The organism is Pseudomonas sp. C11, from assembly GCF_034683865.1.
Classification (GTDB): Bacteria; Pseudomonadota; Gammaproteobacteria; order Pseudomonadales; family Pseudomonadaceae; genus Aquipseudomonas.
This window is the reverse complement of the sequence record NZ_JAWIIP010000008.1, coordinates 1-17,642: the sequence shown is the minus strand read 5'-3', so window position 1 is coordinate 17,642 and position 17,642 is coordinate 1. Positions and strand designations below refer to the sequence as shown.

Annotated in this window: 16 protein-coding genes and 1 pseudogene; 4 read left to right on the top strand and 13 right to left on the bottom strand. The window is 64.2% G+C overall.

What is annotated here, in order from left to right:
• Window positions 1-3: 3 nt before the first annotated feature.
• The 12 genes and pseudogenes from VC352_RS13875 to VC352_RS13825 all read right to left on the bottom strand — a co-directional run bounded on the left by VC352_RS13875 (window position 4) and on the right by VC352_RS13825 (window position 12,566).
• Entirely contained in the window at window positions 4-1,551 is a 1,548-nt protein-coding gene (locus VC352_RS13875; protein WP_322980145.1) for an ABC transporter ATP-binding protein, read from the bottom strand.
• 379 nt (window positions 1,552-1,930) lie between these two features.
• The gene (locus VC352_RS13870) at window positions 1,931-2,491 is read right to left on the bottom strand and encodes an MFS transporter permease (protein ID WP_322980144.1); all 561 of its coding nucleotides are present in this window, start codon (window positions 2,489-2,491) and stop codon (window positions 1,931-1,933) included.
• A 177-nt stretch (window positions 2,492-2,668) separates the two neighbouring features.
• On the bottom strand, window positions 2,669-3,103 hold the full coding sequence (locus VC352_RS13865; protein ID WP_322980143.1) for a GNAT family N-acetyltransferase: 435 nt from the start codon (window positions 3,101-3,103) through the stop codon (window positions 2,669-2,671).
• A gap of 64 nt (window positions 3,104-3,167) precedes the next feature.
• Entirely contained in the window at window positions 3,168-3,851 is a 684-nt protein-coding gene (locus tag VC352_RS13860) for an SDR family oxidoreductase (protein ID WP_322980142.1), read from the bottom strand.
• 141 nt (window positions 3,852-3,992) lie between these two features.
• Entirely contained in the window at window positions 3,993-4,553 is a 561-nt protein-coding gene (locus tag VC352_RS13855) for a DUF922 domain-containing protein (RefSeq protein ID WP_322980141.1), read from the bottom strand.
• The gene (locus VC352_RS13850; protein ID WP_322980140.1) at window positions 4,550-5,134 is read right to left on the bottom strand and encodes a YigZ family protein; all 585 of its coding nucleotides are present in this window, start codon (window positions 5,132-5,134) and stop codon (window positions 4,550-4,552) included. Before VC352_RS13850 ends, VC352_RS13855 begins: the two co-directional genes overlap by 4 nt.
• 71 nt (window positions 5,135-5,205) lie before the next feature.
• Complete coding sequence (locus VC352_RS13845; protein ID WP_322980139.1) at window positions 5,206-7,089, bottom strand: PhoX family phosphatase; 1,884 nt, start codon at window positions 7,087-7,089, stop codon at window positions 5,206-5,208.
• A gap of 54 nt (window positions 7,090-7,143) precedes the next feature.
• On the bottom strand, window positions 7,144-7,809 hold the full coding sequence (locus VC352_RS13840; protein WP_322980138.1) for a TetR/AcrR family transcriptional regulator: 666 nt from the start codon (window positions 7,807-7,809) through the stop codon (window positions 7,144-7,146).
• Window positions 7,810-7,904: 95 nt separating this feature from the next.
• Entirely contained in the window at window positions 7,905-8,618 is a 714-nt protein-coding gene (locus VC352_RS25465) for a methyl-accepting chemotaxis protein (RefSeq protein ID WP_416340183.1), read from the bottom strand.
• A 141-nt stretch (window positions 8,619-8,759) separates the two neighbouring features.
• Window positions 8,760-9,305 (bottom strand): annotated as a pseudogene (locus VC352_RS25460) (HAMP domain-containing protein); the annotation flags it as partial.
• A 757-nt stretch (window positions 9,306-10,062) separates the two neighbouring features.
• Window positions 10,063-11,418 carry a nucleobase:cation symporter-2 family protein gene (locus VC352_RS13830; protein WP_322980136.1) on the bottom strand — a complete coding sequence of 452 codons (1,356 nt, stop codon included), beginning with the start codon at window positions 11,416-11,418 and terminating at the stop codon, window positions 10,063-10,065.
• 230 nt (window positions 11,419-11,648) lie between these two features.
• Complete coding sequence (locus VC352_RS13825; RefSeq protein WP_322980135.1) at window positions 11,649-12,566, bottom strand: LysR family transcriptional regulator; 918 nt, start codon at window positions 12,564-12,566, stop codon at window positions 11,649-11,651.
• 178 nt (window positions 12,567-12,744) lie between these two features.
• On the opposite strand from VC352_RS13825, the gene VC352_RS13820 reads away from it, so the two are divergent.
• The 3 genes from VC352_RS13820 (at window position 12,745) to VC352_RS13810 (ending at window position 15,947) form a co-directional block, all read left to right on the top strand.
• Complete coding sequence (locus tag VC352_RS13820; protein ID WP_322980134.1) at window positions 12,745-14,091, top strand: aspartate aminotransferase family protein; 1,347 nt, start codon at window positions 12,745-12,747, stop codon at window positions 14,089-14,091.
• The gene (locus VC352_RS13815) at window positions 14,091-14,384 is read left to right on the top strand and encodes a cupin domain-containing protein (RefSeq protein WP_322980133.1); all 294 of its coding nucleotides are present in this window, start codon (window positions 14,091-14,093) and stop codon (window positions 14,382-14,384) included. Before VC352_RS13820 ends, VC352_RS13815 begins: the two co-directional genes overlap by 1 nt.
• Window positions 14,385-14,450: 66 nt before the next feature.
• On the top strand, window positions 14,451-15,947 hold the full coding sequence (locus VC352_RS13810; RefSeq protein WP_322980132.1) for a CoA-acylating methylmalonate-semialdehyde dehydrogenase: 1,497 nt from the start codon (window positions 14,451-14,453) through the stop codon (window positions 15,945-15,947).
• A 101-nt stretch (window positions 15,948-16,048) separates the two neighbouring features.
• Here the strand turns inward: VC352_RS13810 and VC352_RS13805 are convergent, their stop codons facing one another.
• The gene (locus tag VC352_RS13805) at window positions 16,049-16,252 is read right to left on the bottom strand and encodes a hypothetical protein (protein ID WP_239692321.1); all 204 of its coding nucleotides are present in this window, start codon (window positions 16,250-16,252) and stop codon (window positions 16,049-16,051) included.
• 178 nt (window positions 16,253-16,430) lie between these two features.
• Here VC352_RS13805 and VC352_RS13800 point away from each other — a divergent pair, with 178 nt between their 5' ends.
• On the top strand, window positions 16,431-17,258 hold the full coding sequence (locus VC352_RS13800) for an arylamine N-acetyltransferase (RefSeq protein WP_322980131.1): 828 nt from the start codon (window positions 16,431-16,433) through the stop codon (window positions 17,256-17,258).
• The last annotated feature ends 384 nt before the right edge of the window (window positions 17,259-17,642 follow it).

The window sequence follows — 17,642 nt, the reverse complement described above, 5'->3', positions numbered from 1 at the left end:
CCGTCAGCAGGCCGCAGCAGCGGCGGGTTGATCGAATTCACCGGCCATCCAGCGGCCGACTTCCACGGTGGATACCTGCGCGGTCTCGGCCAGCGGCGACAGCCGCCCGCTGCACAGCGCGCCGATGCGGTCGCTGATCTGGAACAGCTCGTCGAGGTCTTCGGAGATCACCAGAATCGCCGCGCCGGCATCGCGCAGGGCGATCAGCGCGCGGTGGATGGCCGCAGCGGCGCCAACGTCCACGCCCCAGGTCGGGTGCGCGGCCACCAGCAGTTTCGGGTTCTGCAGGATTTCCCGGCCCAGGATAAATTTCTGCAGATTGCCGCCGGACAGGCTGCGTGCAGCGGTGTCGGCATCCGGTGTCTTTACCGAGAAGCGCTGGATGATCTGCTCGGCCAGCGCCCGCACCTTGCCGCGTTGCACCAGCCCACCCTTGACCAGGCCCTGGCCGAAGGCGGTGAGCAGGGCGTTGTCCACCAGGCTCATCTCCGGCACCGCGCCATGGCCAAGGCGTTCGGCGGGCACGAAGGCCAGGCCCAGCCCACGCCGCGCATCCGGGTGCAGATTGGCCACGGGTGCGGTATCCAGACTGACCCGCTCGCGCTCGCCACGGGGCAGGCGCGTTTCGCCGCTGAGCAGCGCGAGCAGTTCGTCCTGACCATTGCCAGCCACGCCGGCGATGCCGACGATCTCGCCGCTGCGCACCTCCAGACGAATGCGTTCCAGCGAGCAGCCGAACGGATCGGGGTTATGCCAACTCAGGTCATCGACACGCAGCCGTGGCAGGCCGCCGCTGACTTTCGGGTAAGTGCTCTCCAGCCCCTCGGCATCGCCGACCATCAGTCGCGCTAGCTCCAGATCCGAGCATTCGGCCGGTACGCAATGGCCGGACACCCGGCCGCCACGCAGCACCGTGGCGCTCTGGCACAGCGCGCGCACCTCGCCCAGCTTGTGGCTGATAAACAGAATGCTGCAGCCCTCGGCGGCCAGGCGGCGCAGGGTGACGAACAGCTCATCGGCCTCCTGCGGGGTGAGTACCGAGGTGGGTTCGTCGAGGATCAGCAGTTGGATGTCCTGCATCAGGCAACGGACGATCTCCACCCGCTGGCGTTCGCCGATGGACAGGCTGTGCACCAACCGGGTTGGCTCCAGGGCCATGCCGTAGCGCTGCGACACCTCGCGAATCTTCGGCTCAAGCTGCTTGGGCGTACCGGCCTCGGCGCCCATGGCCAGGGCGATGTTCTCGGCCACGGTCAGCGTCTCGAACAGCGAGAAATGCTGGAACACCATGCCGATACCCAGGCTGCGCGCCATGGCCGGGTCACGCATCTTCAAGGCCTGACCCTGCCAGCGAATCTCGCCGCTGCTGGGTTGCGTGACGCCGTAGATGATCTTCATCAACGTGCTCTTGCCAGCGCCGTTCTCGCCGAGCAGGGCGCGGATCTCGCCGGGGGCGATGGCCAGGTCGATACGGTCGTTGGCCAGGCAGCCGGGGTACTGCTTGCTGATGGCAGTGAGCTGCAAGCGTGGGGAGTCGGGTGAGGCAGACATGGAAAACGCTCATGAATAGAACTGAGCGGGGCTAAAGCAAAAACCTGGCCATGGAGTCAGAAAATGCGCTGGCACGAGGCTCGCCTACGGCCACGAGTGTTTTGGCGCCCACCATTGGTGCGCGCTCCTGCGTGCGCAGTGGCAGATGCACCGTATTTGCGCGTGCGGCTACTACGTTGTGGGCGGCACTCGTGTAGGCGCGGCTTCAGCCGTGATTCGCAGTTCTAAAGCCTTATGTGGTGCGCGACGCCCCAGCCAGGCGACTGACCTTCCGGCGGCAGGTCGCCTGGATTAAGCGCCGCGATACCCAAGTGGTGTGGTCATGAGGGTTTTTACTGCGCTCAATCCACCCTAAAACTGCACTGACTGTATTCGGGCGTCAGATAAAGATGCCCACCACAGCCAGTATCCACAGCAAGGCGCAGGGAATGATGAACAGCAGGTTCTGGCCGCTGATCCGTGCATTGCTCTGCCCATCCTCATCACCGCTGGCCTGGTTGGCCTGTCGCTGGATCTGCGCCAGAGGAAAGGCTGGCGCCATTACGCAGCCGAGCAATAGCAGCAGGTCGAGAGCACTGTTCTGGATATCCACCCGTGACAGGCCATTGGTGACGAAGAGCAACAGGACATAGAGCCAGGCAGTGCCCGAATAATCCCAAGATCCCAGCCCCTGGCGTCGCTGGTGCTCGCTGATCAGGCGGCACAGCGAGTGGGTGTAGAAAATCTGAAAGAGCGAACGTGCCGCCGGCATGATGTGTTGCGGCAGCATCGCGGCGCGTTGGCTGTCCCACTGCTTGTAGAACCAGTAGAGGGAGTACAGGCCGAAGGTGGCGAAATTCAGCAGGTAGAGTTTGTTCTCTGAGGTGACGAAGAAGGCGTTACGGGAGGGCGATTGTTCGTCCAGCAGTTCGGCTTTGGGAGGCTGATACAGGTTGTCCATTGACCTGGTTCCGATTGACGGTGGTGGGAGGCTCGCATCCGGCGAGTGTTTGAAGCACGCAGAGTATACGGATTCTCTGGCTGCGCATGCTGGCGCGAAATGGCGACAGCCTATCCGGCCCGGTAGAGAGGCGGCATGGCCCTCACACTAGTGCCTGGGAGCTATAGCCTTATGCCGCTACGTGCGTGCGAGTTGGCGCCGCATTTCAATGAGTTGATGTTCGCCGACGATTTCAACTTCCTTGATGAACTCAAACCCAAACTTTTCGTAATAGCTTTTCAGGTGGCTGTGGGCATGCAGTTCAATGGAGGTGGCGCCTATCTCTTGCGCATGCTGCATCAATGCCCGGACAACGGCCGAAGCAACTCCTGCGCTCCGATAAGCCTCACTGACCGCCACCCTGGCCAGGGTAGAAGCCCCGTTCTCTTTCAGCGTTAGGCGGGCAGTGGCAATAGGCTCACCCTGTTCTGTTGCCAACGCATGGAAGGACGTGTCATCCAATCCATCAAGATCCAACTCTTCGGGAATCCGTTGTTCACAGGTGAAGACCTGATAGCGGATACCTTGAGCCAAGCGGATCAACTCCGGGTCATTACCGATATTTACTTCCATCGTTGTTGTTCTCCTGCAGAGCTGTACGGCCCGCCTGGCGCGGGCCGATATCGAGCGGCGATGCTTACCAGGGCAGCGCAGTGCCCTGGTAGTCGAGATAGCGCAGGCCCGGGTGACCGACGGCGGTGCTGATCTGTTCCACCATGCCCTTGCAGCTGCTGTCGATATCCAGCGGGGCGTTGGCGCCGCCCATGTCGGTGCGTACCCAGCCCGGGTGCATCAGCAGTACACCGAGTTTCGGGTTGTCCTGGCCACGCACGAAGCACTGCACGAGGTGGTTCAGCGCGGCCTTGCTGGCGCCGTACAGCGGCATGCCCATGCCGGCGCCAGTCTCGATGCTGCCGAGAATCGAGCTCATGAACACGATCAGCCCATGCTCGGCGTTCAGGTTCGGTAGCAGGCGTTCGGCCACGCGCAGCGGGGCGACGGCATTGGTCAGGAACAGCTGGCCCATTTCTTCGGCCGTGGCCTGGGCGGTGCTGTGGTGGTCGGGGCCGGCGACGCCGGCGTTGACGAAGATGACGTCGAATAACTGACCGTTCAGGCGGCCGGCGAGTTGTTCCAGGCTGGCCGAGTCGGTCATTTCCAGTTGTTCCACGCGCGCGCCGAGTTCTTGCAGCGGCGCTTGTTGCGCGGCGCTGCGCACGGTGGCGGTCACGGCCCAGCCCTGGGCGGCGAATTCACTGGCCAGGCCAAGGCCGAGGCCGCGCGAGGCTCCAATGATCAGGATGGATCGGGAGGCAGTCATGTCGGGCTCCATGGTGGGTGAGAAAGCAGGTGAGCATAGCGGATGACGATCCGATAAGCCCGGTACGGCAATCCCCTGTCGCGGCGAAGCTTTTCGAGTGCCCCCAGCCCTGGTTCGCGGCGGGGCGCCGCTCCTACAGTGTCATTCCGTCAGCCAGGCGCCTTGGCTGCGGCCGTGGCCGGTGTCGCGGTCGTAGCGGCGTTCCCGTTCGATGTGCTGTTGCAGGATGGTATTGGCGCGTTGGTTGGCCTGGCGTTGCAGCTCGGCGCAACTGGGGTACTCCGGCGTTGCCAGCAGGGCTGTGTCGATTTCGGCAGCGGCGGCCTGGCCGATGCGGTAATGGCCCAGTTCGTGTTCGCGCAGGGCTTGCAGGTATTGGGCGAAGCGCTGACGCTGCTGCCCATCGCCGCCAGCGAGGCGGGGCAGGGTGATTTGCGACGTGAGCTGGGTGTGCGTGCGGGTCAGACGGCAGCGTCCGTCGCGTTCTTCGTACCACCAGAACCGCCACTGTACGTTCCAGGCGTTATAGGCGTGGTAGATCTGTCCAGCCTGGTGAATCGACGAGGCCCGGTTGATCGCCTGGCGCAGGGAGTCATCAGAGGCAATCGGCACGTCGTAGTGCTGATACTGCAGGTGTTCGTCCACCTCTGCCTGTGCGAGCAGGGGCAGGGCCAGCAGCAGAACGAGGCTGAGGCGCTTCATAGGCTGTGCAACTGTTCGCGGCCACGGCTGATATCGCCCAGCAAGCGTTCCAGCTCTGCGCGCTCGGTAGGCGCTACGGCCAGGTGCAGGCGGGCGCCGGTGGCGTCGTAGTCTTCGCCTTCGATCAGGCTGTCGAAGTCGTGCAGGCGCGCCTTGAACAGCGGCAGTTCGGCGAACTGCAAATGACAGGTGAAGGCCTGGCGCACGATCAGTTCGCGGCGCTCGCCGGCTTGCAGGCATTTGGCTGCGCTGCCGCCGTAGGCGCGGGCCAGGCCGCCGGTGCCGAGCTGGATGCCGCCGTACCAGCGGATCACCAGCACCGCCACCTGGTCGCAGTCCTGCCCTTCGATGGCGGCGAGGATGGGCCGGCCTGCGGTGCCGCCGGGTTCGCCGTCGTCGTTGAAGCGGTACTGGTTGCCGACCTTCCACGCCCAGCAGTTGTGCGAGGCGGCCAGGTCGCTGTGACGTTCGATAAAGGCCTGAGCCCCGATGGCGTTGGCCACCGGGGCGGCGAGGGCGAGGAAGCGGCTCTTGCGGATTTCCTCGCGGTACTCGCAAGGGCCGAGCAGGGTACTGGGCATGGCAACCGGGTCTGCAAATGAAAACGCCCGCCAGTATAAGCCTGGCGGGCGTTGATTCATTGCGCTCGCTTTCAGGCGCCGATCACGCCACCGTCGTCGCGGCGGATCATCACCACCGAGGAGCGCGGGCGCATGCCGTCGCGGTGATCCGGGAAGCTGGACTTGCCGTCTTCGCCTGGATGCTGCACGCCGACGAACATCGTGCGTTGATCCGGGCTGAAGGCCAGGCCAGTGATCTCGCAGCCGCGCGGGCCGACCAGAAAGCGGCGGATCTCGCCGCTGACCGGGTCGGCGCAGAGCATCTGGTTGTTGCCCATGCCGGCGAAGTCGCCGCTGTCACCGTAGTTGCCATCGGTGAGCACCCACAGCCGGCCATCCTTGTCGAAGCCGAGGCCATCGGGGCTGTTGAACATGTTGTCGGCGTTGACGTTGGCCGAGCCGGCGTTAGGTGTGCCGGGGTGCACCACCGGGTTGCCGGCGACCACGAACAGATCCCAGGTGAAGCGCTCGGCTGCGGCGTCGTCACCGGCTTCACGCCAGCGCAGGATTTGCCCGTAGACGTTGTTGGCGCGCGGGTTGGCGCCGTCCACCGGCTGGTCTTCGTTGCCGCGTTTGACGTTGTTGGTCAGGGTGCAATAGACCTGGCCATCTTTCGGGCTGATGGCGATCCACTCCGGGCGATCCATGCGCGTGGCGCCAACATGGCTGCCGGCGGCGCGGGCGCGGATCAGCACGTCACCCTGGTCGCTGAAGCCGTTCTCGGCGGTCAGGCCGTTGGCGCCGAAGCTGAGCTTGATCCATTTGCCTTCGCCACGCGGCTGCTGGGCATCGCCGCCGAGGTGGGCGACGTACAGATCGCCATGGTCGAGCAGGTGGCGGTTGGCTTTGGGGTTGCGCTTGTCGAGGCGGTCACGGCTGATGAACTTGTAGATGAACTCGCCGCGCTCGTCGTCGCCCATGTAGACCACTACGCGACCGTCGCGGGTCTCGGTGAGGGCGGCGTTCTCGTGCTTGAAGCGGCCCAGCGCGGTGCGCTTGATCGGCTTGGAGTCCGGGTCGAACGGGTCGATCTCGGTGATCCAGCCGTGGCGGTTGACCTCGTTGGGATGGCGCGAGATGTCGAAGCGCTCATCGAACAGGTGCCAACGGTTGTCGCTGGCGCCTTCGAGGTTGACGCTGTAGCGCTTGAGCGCCGGGCTCAGGGCCAGCTTGGCATCGGTGCTGCCGAAGCAGTCGGTGAAGTTCTCCTCACAGGTCAGGTAGGTGCCCCAGGGCGTCATGCCGCTGGAGCAGTTCTGGAAGGTGCCGAGCACTTCGATGCCGGACGGATCGGCTTTGGTCTTCATCAGCTCATGGCCACGCGCCGGGCCGCTGATTTCCATGGCCAGGTTGGCATGCACGCGGCGGTTGTACGGCGAGCCCTGGACGAAGTGCCAGGCGCCGTTTGCGTCGCGCTTGACCTCGATGACGGTGACGCCCACGGCAGCCTGGGCCTTGCGCACGTCTTCCAGCGACTGCGGCGGTTTGCCGTGCTGCAGCAGGTACTGGTAGTTGCAGTATTCGTTGTTGATCGCCATCAGCGCGCGGTTGGTGTCGCCGGGCCAGGGGAAGAAGCTCATGCCGTCGTTGTTTTCGCCGAACTGGCCGAGTTGCTCCTTGGCGTTATGGCTGCCGTCGCCGCGATAGGGCGTGGAGTTGGCATGCAGCGGCTGGCCCCAACTGATCAGCACGTCGAAGCGATAGCCTGGCGGCAGGGTAATGGTGTCGGCGGTGCTGGCGGCGATGTTGTCGAAGCCGAGCAGCGGGCTGGCGCTGATGGCATTGGCCAGGGCGCTGCGGCCCAGCGGGCTGCCGGCAAGGAACAGGGCCGCGCCGGCCAGGGCGCCAGTGCCGATGAAACGACGCCGGCTCAGTACCAGGCGTTGCAGGTCAGTCAGTTCTTGGTTGTTGTCCATCAGGGCTGCTCTCCTCAACAGGTGGAGGCAGCCTAGTGGGCGAATATGACGCCCTTATGAAGCCTTGTTTGCAGGCGTCAGGCCGCAGCCCTTGAGGATGATGTGCACCAGTTGGTCGGCGGCTTCCTCGAAGTCCTGCTTGGTCAGGCGCGAGCACTGTTTGACGCGGCAGATCTGCGAGGCGAAGTCGGCGTAGTGCTGGGTGCTGCTCCACAGCAGGAAGATCAGGTGCATGGGGTCGACGGCGTCCATCTTGCCGGCGGCGATCCAGGCTTCGAACACGGCTGCGCGGCCACGGAACCAGTCCAGGTAGTTCTGGTTGAAGTATTGCGACAGGCATTCGCCGCCGCTGATCACTTCCATGGCGAAGATGCGCGATGCCTTCGGCTGACGGCGGGAGAACTCCATCTTGGCGCGGATGTAGCGCTCCAGTGCTTCGGCCGGGTCGTCATCGGCGGTCAGGTTGTTGAAGGTGCTGTCCCACAGTTCGAGGATGTTGCTCAGCACCGCCAGGTACAGCCCCAGCTTGTTGTTGAAGTAGTAGTGCAGGTTGGCCTTGGGCAGGCCGACGTTCTGCGCGATGGTGTTCATGCTGGTGCCCTTGAAGCCGTGCCGGGCGAACTCTTCTTCGGCGGCCTTGATGATGGCCTCCTCGTTCTTCTGGCGGATGCGACCGGCAGGTTTGCCGTTGGCGGTGTGAGCGTGGACTTCAAAGGTCATGGACGTTTCCGGACTGATCAGGGGGCGGTGCGAGTGCACTGATACCCCAGCGCCGCATGGGTGACAAGCGTTGGGGCAGGAAAACTCTACGGCCGTCAGACTCTGAACGCAGCGATCAGCCCGTGCAGGTCACGGGTCATGCCGCTCAGCTCGTCACTGACGTGTACCGTGCTCTGCGCCTCGTGGGCGTTGCTCTCGCTCAGCGTCTTGATTTCCAGGGTGTTCTGTTCCACGCCCTGTACCACCGCTGCCTGCTGCTCGGCGGCCGACGCGATCTGGATATTGTGATCGATGATCTGATCCATGCTACCGGTGATGGCTTCGAAGATATTCGCTGTGAGCGTCACCTGCTCAACGCTTTGCGCCGCGCTCTGGTGGCTACCGCGAATGGTCTTCACCGCATTGCCGACCTGCTGGCGCAGGCGGCCGATGGTCTGGTCGATTTCGCCGGTCAGCTCATGCGAGCGGATCGCCAGGCTGCGCACCTCGTCGGCGACCACGGCAAAACCTCGGCCTTGCTCGCCGGCACGCGCGGCCTCGATGGCGGCATTGAGCGCCAGCAGGTTGGTCTGCTCGGCGACGCTCTTGATCAGGTCGACCGCCTTGACGATCTCCAGGCTTTCCTTCTCCACCGAGGTGATGGCACCGATGGATTCATCCATCTCGGTGAATAGCTGGTTGATCCGCGCCACGGCGTGATCGACCTGCACGCGACCCTCGCGGCACTTCTCGCCGGCGGTGTTGGCCTTGTCGGCGGTGACGTGGGAGTTCTGGCTGACCTCCTGCACGTTGCTCACCAGCTCGCTCATCGAGGTGGCGATCAGCTCCAGCTCGCTGGCCTGTCGTTCGACACTGCGTTGGCTGGTGGAGGCGCTTTCGGCAACGCTCTGCGCCTTGCCCAGGGTGGTCTCCGAGAAGCGCACCACTTCGGTGATGAGCTGGCGCATGCGTGCCTGCATGTCGTTGAAGTCCTTGGCCAAGTCGCCCAGTTCGTCGCGGGCGGCGGTGCTCACCGGCTGGCGTAGGTCACCTTCGGCCATGCGCCGGGTGGCGCTGGTCAGGTCGCGGATGGCGCCGCGCACCGACAGGTAGAAGCCGATGAACAGGTACAGCAGCAGCGCCACCACCAGGGTCAGGGTGGCGGCCCACAGCAGCAGCTCGCGCAGGTTGGCGTCGGCGCGGGCCTGCAGCAGCGCGGTGGTTTCCTCGAACAGCACCTGGCTGGCCTGGTCGAGGCTGGCCGCCTGTGGCGCATAGGCATCGTAGCGCTGCAGCCATTGCTCGACGGCTTTCTGGTCGAAGTAACCGCTGCGTGTGTAGGTGTCGACGATCTCACGTTTGTAGCGCTCGGCGGCGGCGCTGGCGGCCTCGCCGATCAGCTGGCGCGCCTGGGCATTGCCCTTGCCCTGGGCCTTGTCGGCATAGAGCGAGAGGCTGCTGAGCTGATTGATGATGGTCGGCCGCGATGAGGATTCGAGGAAGCCGTACGCCGTCATGTAGCCAGCGAAGGCGCGCGTCTGATTGAGCGTTTCGTACAACGGCAGCAGCTCGTTGAGCAGCAGGTCGAGATTGCGGTAGACGCGCGGATCGCTGTCCTGGCTCAGGCGTGAAACGGCGGCGATTTCACGCATGTTGGCGGTCAGCACGTTGAGGAAGCGGCCATGCTCCATCATCTGCGAGCTCAGGCCCTGCACCGAAATCTGTTTGTTCGGCTCTACGCCGTTGGCGCTGTCGGCCAGGGCGAAGTCGGCGAACGGGCCGTTCTGCAGCCAGGCGTCGAGGGCCTGGCTCTGCTGCCGGTAGGCTTGGGTCTGGCGCTCGATGGCCTGCTTGGCGTCGTCCTTGATGCGGGCGTAACCGACCACCTGCATGCTGGCCATCTCCAGCGCCTGGCGGTAGACCGGCAGGTAGTGCTCCAGTGTCTGCAAGCCCTGCAGCTCATGGCGCGAGGCTTCCAGCACCTGGCTGACATCCAGCAGCTTGCTGGTCGACAGCCAGCAATAGGGCAACATGAACACGGCGAAGATCAGCAGGAATTTCTGGGCGTAGCGGGCGCGGTTCATCAAGGTCAGAACCGGTTTGAAGAAAAACATCATGGCCCCTCGGAAACCTGGGAAATCGTGACGGCGCCCGACCACGAGACGGGCACCGCCTGGATGACGGCGAGCGCCGCGAACGACGCTCTGGCCAGTTGCCAGCAAGAAGCTTGCCGTCATTAATCCGGCGACGTTGGATTGACCAACCATGGCGCCATCACGCCTGCGCTGTGGTGCGCTCCAGCGGCAGCAGCAGGTTCAACAGGATGGCGGTCAGGCCGCCGCTGGTGATGGCCGAGCCGAACACGTTCTGCACCAGGATGGGCATCTGGCTCAGCAGATTCGGCTGGCTGGAAATGCCCAGGCCAATGCCGAAGCTGGTGGCCATGATCAGCAGGCTGCGTCGATCCATCGGCGCCTGCGCGAGGATGCGGATGCCGGCGGCGGCCACGGTGCCGAACATCACCAGCGTGGCGCCGCCCAGCACCGGCTTGGGAATCTGTTGCAGTACCGCGCCCAGTACGGGGAACAACCCGAGCACGATCAGCAGCGCGCCGATGTAGTAGCCGACATGCCGGCTGGCCACGCCGGAGAGCTGGATCACGCCGTTGTTCTGGCTGAAGGTGGTGTTGGGGAAGGTGTTGAACACGGCGGCGATCAGCGAACTGACGCCATCGCCGAACACGCCGCCCTTGATGCGTTCGAGGTACTGCGGGCCCTTGATCGGCTGGCGCGAGATCATGCAATTGGCGGTCAGGTCGCCTGTGGTTTCGATGGCGGTGATCAGGTAGATCAGCGCCACCGGCACGAAGGCCATCCAGTCGAAGGCAAAACCGTAGCGAAAGGGGATCGGCAGGCTGATCAGTGGCAGCTCCGGCAGCGCCTTGGGCACCAGCACGCCGCTCAGCCAGGCCACCAGCGAGCCTAGCAGCAGGCCGATGATGATGGCCGACAGGCGCAGCCAGGGATTGCTCAGGCGGTTGAGTACGATGATGCTGACCAGCACCAAAGCGCCCAGCGCCAGATTGGCCGGCGCACCAAAGTGCTCGGCCTTGGCGCCGCCGCCGAGGTCGGTGATGCCGACCTTGATCAGGCTGATGCCGATGATGGTGATGACGATGCCGGTCACCAGCGGCGTGACGATACGCTGCAAGCGGCCAATGAAGCGGCTCAGCACCATCTCGATGAAGGCGCCGAAGAAACATACGCCGAAAATCATCGCCAGAATCTCGTCCGGGCTGCCGCCGCGAGCCTTGACCAGCATGCCTGCCGCCAGCACGGCACTGAGGAAGGCGAAGCTGGTGCCCTGCACGCAGATCATCCCGGCGCCGACGCCGAAGGGGCGGCGCGCCTGGATCAGTGTGCCGACCCCGGACACCATCAAACCCATGCTGATCAGGTAGGGCAGTTGCTCCTGCAGGCCGAGCACGGCACCGATGATCAGCGTCGGCGTGACGATGCCGACGAAGCAGGCCAGCACATGCTGCAGCGCGGCGAAAAACGCCGGCAGCGGCGCCGGGCGATCATCCAGGCCATAGATCAGGTCGGAGTGGGGAGTGTCTTGGGTACTCATGGCATTCTCGTGGTGGGCCTGCGGGAGGGGGCAGGGAGTCGAGTCGGGCTGCCGGTGGCAGCGGCTGACGGCGGAATGCAAGAAGCTGTCCAGGTGATCAGTTTTTCTGTCGATGCGGCGCAATGCGCGGGATGCTTTGGATACGATCTACCGCGCTTTTGTATGCGGCAGCGGCCTTGTCAGGCGCGCTGCACTTTTTTGCAGCGCGTTGCCCTGCGCTGGTGCGCATGTCAGGCCTCGGCCAAGGTCTCGAGAAAGCTCTCTAGCACCAGGTGTGCGCGTCGCCCCTTGCGCGTCACCGCCGCCAGGTTGATGTCGTAATAGCGGCTGCTGGCCTTGAGTGCACGCAGGCGCCCCTGCTGCACCCAGGCCTGGGCGTAATGATCGGGCAGGTAGCCGATATAGCGCCCGGTGAGGATAAGGAAGGCCATGCCTTCGCGATCCGAGGCGCTGGCCGTGCAGTTCAGCGCCTGATAGTGGCTCTGCACCTCGGGCGGCAGGCGGAAGGTCGGGGCGATGGCCTCCTGGGCGTTCAGTCGTTCGTCTTCAAGCTGCTGGTCGTCGACGTAGAACAGTGGATGGCCGACCGCGCAGTAAAGCAACGAGCGCTCATCGTACAGCGCCTGGTACTCCAGGCCGGAGAGGGCGCCGACCTGCGGCACCACGCCGATGTGCAGGCGGCCGTCGAGCACGCCTTGCTCCACCTCCGAGGGTGGCGTCATGCGGATATTGATGCGCACGTCCGGCCCCTGCACCTTGAGCCGCGCCAGGGCATTGGTGATGCGCATGTGCGGGATGGTCACCAGGTTGTCGGTGAGGCCGATGTTCAGCTCACCGCGCAGGTGCTGGTGCAGGCCGTTGACCTCGGTGCGAAAACTCTCCAGCGCCGCCAGCAGTTGCAGGGTGCTCTGGTACACCTCGCGGCCTTCCTCGGTCAGGGCGAAACCGGCGCGGCCACGCTGGCACAGGCGCAGGCCGAGGCGCTGCTCCAGATCGCTCATCTGCTGGCTGATGGCCGAGCGGCCGATCCCCAATGCGCTCTCGGCGGCGGAAAAACCGCCGCATTCCACCACGCTGCGAAACAGCTTGAGCAGGCGGATTTCAAAGTCGCTGACCTGGGCCAGCGGATCGGGACGGCGGCTGCTCATTTGTTTAGTGAACCTTGAACTGAAGATAAGAAGAGTACTGTTTTACTGACTCTATGCCCGTGGCACCTTTGCTGGCAACAGACGCTGTATCTGTGGGAGGCGCTTCAGCGGCGACAGTCGCGGCTAAAGCCCCTCCCACAAAGCTCCCGATCACGCCGCCACTGCCGAGGCCACCCCGATGAACATGCCGCAGACCGCAACCCCGTCCCTGGCCAGCCAGCTCAAGCTGGATGCGCACTGGATGCCGTTCTCCGCCAACCGCGCCTTCCAGCGCGACCCACGTTTGATCGTGGCCGCCGAAGGCAACTGGCTGACCGACGATACCGGGCGCAAGGTCTACGACAGCCTGTCCGGCCTGTGGACCTGCGGCGCCGGCCACTCACGCAAGGAAATCCAGGAAGCCGTGGCCAAGCAGCTCGGCACCCTCGATTACTCGCCGGGCTTCCAGCATGGTCATCCGCTGTCGTTCAAGCTGGCCGAGCAGATCGCCGACCTGATGCCGGGCGAACTCAACCACGTATTCTTCACCGGCTCCGGCTCCGAGTGCGCCGACACCGCCGTGAAAATGGCCAAGGCCTACTGGCGCCTCAAAGGCCAGCCGGCCAAGACCAAGTTCATCGGCCGCGCCCGTGGCTACCACGGCGTCAACATCGCCGGTACCTCGCTCGGCGGCATTGGTGGCAACCGCAAGATGTATGGCCAGTTCATGGACGCCGACCACCTGCCGCACACCCTGCAGCCGCACCTGGCCTTCACCAAGGGCATGGCCGAAACCGGCGGCGTGGAACTGGCCAACGAGCTGCTCAAGCTGATCGAACTGCACGACGCGTCCAACATCGCTGCCGTCATCGTCGAGCCGATGTCCGGCTCGGCGGGCGCCATCGTGCCGCCGGTGGGCTACCTGCAGCGCCTGCGCGAAATCTGCACCCAGCACAACATCCTGCTGATCTTCGACGAAGTGATCACCGGCTTCGGCCGCATGGGCAAGTGGAGCGGTGCGGAATACTTCGGCGTCACTCCGGATCTGATGAACGTCGCCAAGCAGATCACCAACGGCGCCATCCCGTTGGGCGCAGTGATCGCCAGCAGCGAGGTCTACACCACCTTCATGCAGCAGCCGTCGCCGGAGCACATGATCGAGTTCACCCACGGCTACACCTACTCGGCGCACCCGGTCGCCTGCGCCGCCGGCCTGGCGACGCTGGAGTTGCTCAAGCGTGAGAACCTGATCCAGCAGGCCGCCGAGCTGGCACCGAAATTCGAAGCGGCGCTGCATGGCCTGAAAGGCGCCAAGCACATCGTCGACATCCGCAACTGCGGCCTGGCCGGTGCGCTGCAAATCGCCCCGCGTGACGGCGATGCGGTGATCCGCCCGTACGAGGCGGGTATCGCCCTGTGGAAGGCTGGCTTCTACGTGCGCTTCGGCGGCGACACCCTGCAGTTCGGCCCGACCTTCAACGCCAAGATCGAAGACCTCGACCGCGTGTTCAACGCCGTTGGCGACGCCCTCAACGGGATCGCCTGATGAGCGAGCGCGCGAAGGCTGTCGCCACGGTTCAGCTCGATACCGACAAGGTCGTCGTCACCGAGTGGCGCTTCGCCCCCGGTGCCGAGACTGGCTGGCATCGCCACGGTATGGAGTACGTCGTGGTGCCGGTCACCAACGGCGAACTGCTGCTGGAGACGCCTGAAGGCGAGCGGCGTGCGCCACTGGTGCTAGGCCAGAGCTACACCCGGCAGATCGGCACCGAGCACAACGTCATCAATCCATGCGATCACGAAGTGGCCTTCATCGAGATCGAGTTGAAAACATCATGAACCCAGGGCCGCGCAGGTGGCCCTGGTAACGCCAACCCTTTTCCGTTTTAGCGAGCAGAGCACCTAATGAGCACAATCAAGCACCTGATCAACGGCGAACTGGTTGCTGGCACCGGCCGCACCGCTCCGGTATTCAACCCGTCCACCGGCGACTCCACCACCCAGGTCGGCCTGGCCGACCGCGCCACCCTGCAACTGGCCATCGACGCCGCCAAGGCCGCTTTCCCGGCCTGGCGCAACACCCCGCCGGCCAAGCGCGCGCAGATCATGTTCCGCTTCAAGCAACTGCTGGAGCAGAACGAGAACGAAATCGCCGCGCTGATCAGCGCCGAGCACGGCAAGACCATCGAAGACGCCATCGGCGAACTCAAGCGCGGCATCGAGAACGTCGAGTTCGCCTGCGCCGCCCCGGAAATTCTCAAGGGCGAATACAGCCGCAACGTTGGCCCGAACATCGACGCCTGGACTGACCTGCAGCCGGTCGGCGTGGTCGCCGGCATCACCCCGTTCAACTTTCCGGCCATGGTGCCGCTGTGGATGTACCCGCTGGCCATCGTCTGCGGCAACTGCTTCATCCTCAAGCCGTCCGAGCGTGACCCCAGCTCTACCCTGTTCATCGCCGAGCTGCTGAACCAGGCCGGCCTGCCCAAGGGCGTGCTGAACGTGGTCAACGGCGACAAGGACGCGGTCGACGGCCTGATCGAAGCGCCCGAGGTCAAAGCCCTGAGCTTCGTCGGCTCGACGCCGATTGCCGAGTACATCTACAGCGAAGGCACCAAGCGCGGCAAACGTGTGCAGGCCCTGGGTGGCGCCAAGAACCACGCCGTACTGATGCCCGATGCCGACCTGGACAACGCCGTTAGCGCGCTGATGGGCGCGGCCTATGGCTCCTGCGGCGAGCGCTGCATGGCCATCTCGGTTGCCGTGTGCGTGGGCGACCAGATCGCCGATGCGCTGGTCGAGAAGATCGTCCCGCAGATCCAGGCGCTGAAGATCGGTGCCGGCACCTCCTGCGGCCTGGACATGGGCCCGCTGGTCACCGCTGCTGCGCGCGACAAGGTCAAGGGCTATATCGACGCCGGCGTGGCGCAGGGCGCAAAGCTGGTGGTCGACGGTCGCGGCCTGGTGGTACCGGGTAACGAGAATGGCTTCTTCGTCGGCGGCACCCTGTTCGACAAGGTGACCCCGGAGATGACCATCTACACCGACGAAATCTTCGGCCCGGTGCTGTGCATCGTCCGCGTCGGCAGCCTGGAAGAAGCCATGCAACTGATCAACGATCACGAGTACGGCAACGGCACCTGCATCTTCACCCGCGACGGTGAAGCGGCGCGCCTGTTCTGCGACGAGATCGAAGTGGGCATGGTCGGCGTCAACGTGCCGCTGCCGGTGCCGGTGAGCTACCACAGCTTCGGCGGCTGGAAGCGCTCGCTGTTCGGCGACCTGCATGCCTACGGCCCGGATGGCGTGCGCTTCTACACCCGCAAGAAGGCCATCACCCAGCGCTGGCCGGCACGCAAGAGCCACGAGGCGGCGCAGTTCGCCTTCCCCAGCAATGGCTGAGTGAGCTGCTGCGTTGAACGAAAAGGCCGATCAAGAGATCGGCCTTTTTGTTGTCAGTGGCGCGTTGCTCGTTGCAAGCAGCGCTCCGCTGGAGACGCCGTTTACTGCGCCTGATCGATGGCCTCCTGCAGACGCTGAGTGTTCGCCGCATTGGCCTGGTCGATCTGTTGCTTGAGCTGCTCCATCTGCTGCTGGGCCTGTTTGGCCTGCTCCGCCTGGAGTGTGGCGGTGGCGGCCGTCTCACCGGCGCCGCAGCCGCTCAGGGTGAGTAACAGGGAGAAGGTGCAGAAAAGGCGAAGGTGCATCATGGAGTCCTCGGCAAGCTCGGGCGGTGAGCGATAGATTGGCGCATCTGCGCGGATTTGTGTGTGCCGGCCGCCGCAAACCGAAAGCGCTGATTCGAACACGCCCTGCGGCTCGTTGCATATCGCCTATCCCTATACCTCTGGTACAAAAGCCCGCAGTGAGAAAGGGAGAAGCACGATGACCGAGCCATTCATGCTGGACCTGCACACCTACCTCGGACGCCTGGGTTACTCGTCGGCGCCGCCAGCGACCCTCGATACCCTGCGTGAACTGCAGGCGCGACACACCGCCGAATTTCCCTTCGAAACCTTGGCCTGCATGCTGCGCGTGCCGGTGGAGGTCGACCCCGCTGCGATCCAGGACAAGCTGCTGCGTCAGGGCCGTGGCGGCTACTGCTTCGAACTCAACCGTCTTTATCTGCTGCTGTTGCAGGCGCTGGGCTTCGACGCGCGCGGGCTGACCGGCCGCGTGGTCATGGGCGGCCCGGAAGATGCTCTGCCGGCGCGCACCCACATGCTGGTGCTGGTGACCATCGATGGCGTGCGCTACATCAGCGACGTCGGCTTCGGCGGCATGGTGCCGACCGGCCCGCTGCTGCTCGACAGCGACGCGGAGCAGGCCACACCGCACGAGCCCTATCGCCTGACCTTGGTGGACGGCACCTACACCCTGCGTGCATTGGTGGCTGACACCTGGCGGGCGATGTACGTGTTCGACCTGCAGCAGGTGGCGGATATCGACTACGTGGTGGGCAACTGGTACGTGTGCACCCACCCGGATTCGCCCTTCCTCGGCCAGATGATCGCCGCCCGCACCGGGCCCGGCCTGCGCAAGACGCTGAACAATGGGAGCTTCGCCATCCACCGCCTAAGGCAGGCGAGTGAGCGAGTGCAGCTGCAGAGTGTCGATGAGGTGCTGAGGGTGTTGCGCGAGGAATTTGGCATTCAGGTGCCGGAGCATCCTGAGCTACGGCAGATCGTCGAGCGGTTGATTGCGGGGACGTGAAGGCAAGGCCGCTGGTATCGCCACGGTCTTGTAGGAGGGGCTTGAGCCGCGACCCGAAGCCAACCAAATCTGTAGGAGCGGCTTCAGCCGCGAAAATCTCGGCAGCCTCGAAGACCCGCTGATATCGCCGAAGGATCACGATCAATTCCCCTCTCCCATTTATGGGAGAGGGGCTAGGGGAGAGGGTGCTTTTGTTTTTATTGAGCCGCGTACTCCGACGCCGCCTCTCTATCGCCTGAGAGTACGGTTTCGCCCTTACGGCGACTCACTTTTTTCAAACGCCAAAAAAGTAAGCAAAAACGCTTTGGGTACGACTCACCCACATAGGTGACAAATCGGTTCAAGCACATGGGTAACAGTTTTTAACCTGGCAGAGGACTCCTC